This window comes from Burkholderia sp. Ac-20353 (genome assembly GCF_017104785.1).
Taxonomy (GTDB): domain Bacteria; phylum Pseudomonadota; class Gammaproteobacteria; order Burkholderiales; family Burkholderiaceae; genus Burkholderia.
In genome coordinates this window covers 1-1,002 of record NZ_JAAGPL010000488.1, presented here as the reverse complement: position 1 = coordinate 1,002, position 1,002 = coordinate 1, and the positions used below count along the sequence as shown (strand labels likewise).

Genomic DNA, 1,002 nt, shown 5'->3' with positions numbered 1-1,002 from the left:
AGCGGCACATTCAACTGCCGAAGCCGTTCACGCGCCGCTCAATGGTTGCGCGAGCAACCGCCGTATCACGACCGCCCCCACTAGCGCCAGCACGCCGCTCAGGTTCAACGCATCGGCGAACCCGCTCGCGAACGCGACCGGCGCAGCATTCGCGAGCGTCACTGCCGCAACCGGCGGCACATGCCCGAGCGCACGCGCAAGGTCGCCGGCCAGCAGGCTCGACATGAACGGCGCATCGGCGAACCCGCGCACGCCTGGCGCCGCCGCGAGCAGCCGGTCGAGCTGCGTGTGCATGCGCGCGGCGAGCACCGCGCCGAGCACGCCGACCGCCGTCACGATCGCGGTAAAGCGCGTCGTCGTGCTGATCCCTGACGCCATCCCGGTGCGGTGCGGCGGCACGCACGCCATGATCGCCTTCTGCGTATCGCCGTTCATGATGCCGGCGCCGCACCCCGTCACCCACATCCCGATCGCGACGAGCCGGTAGTCGCCGCTCGCGGTCAGCGCCGCGGTCAGCAGGTTGCCGGCACCGATCAGCGCGAGCCCGCCCGCGAGCACGCCGCCGGACGACATGCGCGCCGCCAGCGCCGCGCCGAACGACGGCCCGACGATCATCGCGACCGCGAACGGCAGCATCCCGAGCCCCGCGTCGATCGCCGACATCCCGAACGCGTTCTGCAGGTACAGCGGCAGGAACGTCATCATCACCTGCGCACACGCTGCATAGCCGAACATCGCGAGCACCGCGCCGACGAAACGCGGCTCACTGAACAGCGCGAGATCGATCATCGGCCGCGCCTGCCAGCGCTCCGCCGCGATAAAGCCCGCGAACAGCGCGGCGCCGAGCGCGAAGCGGCCGAGCGTGCCCGGCGCCAGCCAGCCGTGCGACGGCGCGTCGATCAACGCCGCGATCGCGCACGCGAGCGCCGCGCCGAACAGCAGGCTGCCGACGGCATCGACGCGCTTCGCGTGCGGATCGCGCGATTCGTCGATCGCGACACG

Annotated in this window: 1 pseudogene; it reads right to left on the bottom strand. The window is 71.8% G+C overall.

Going from position 1 to position 1,002, the window contains the following annotated elements:
• Nucleotides 1-27 precede the first annotated feature (27 nt).
• Nucleotides 28-1,002 (bottom strand): annotated as a pseudogene (locus G3N94_RS41505) (MFS transporter); the annotation flags it as partial.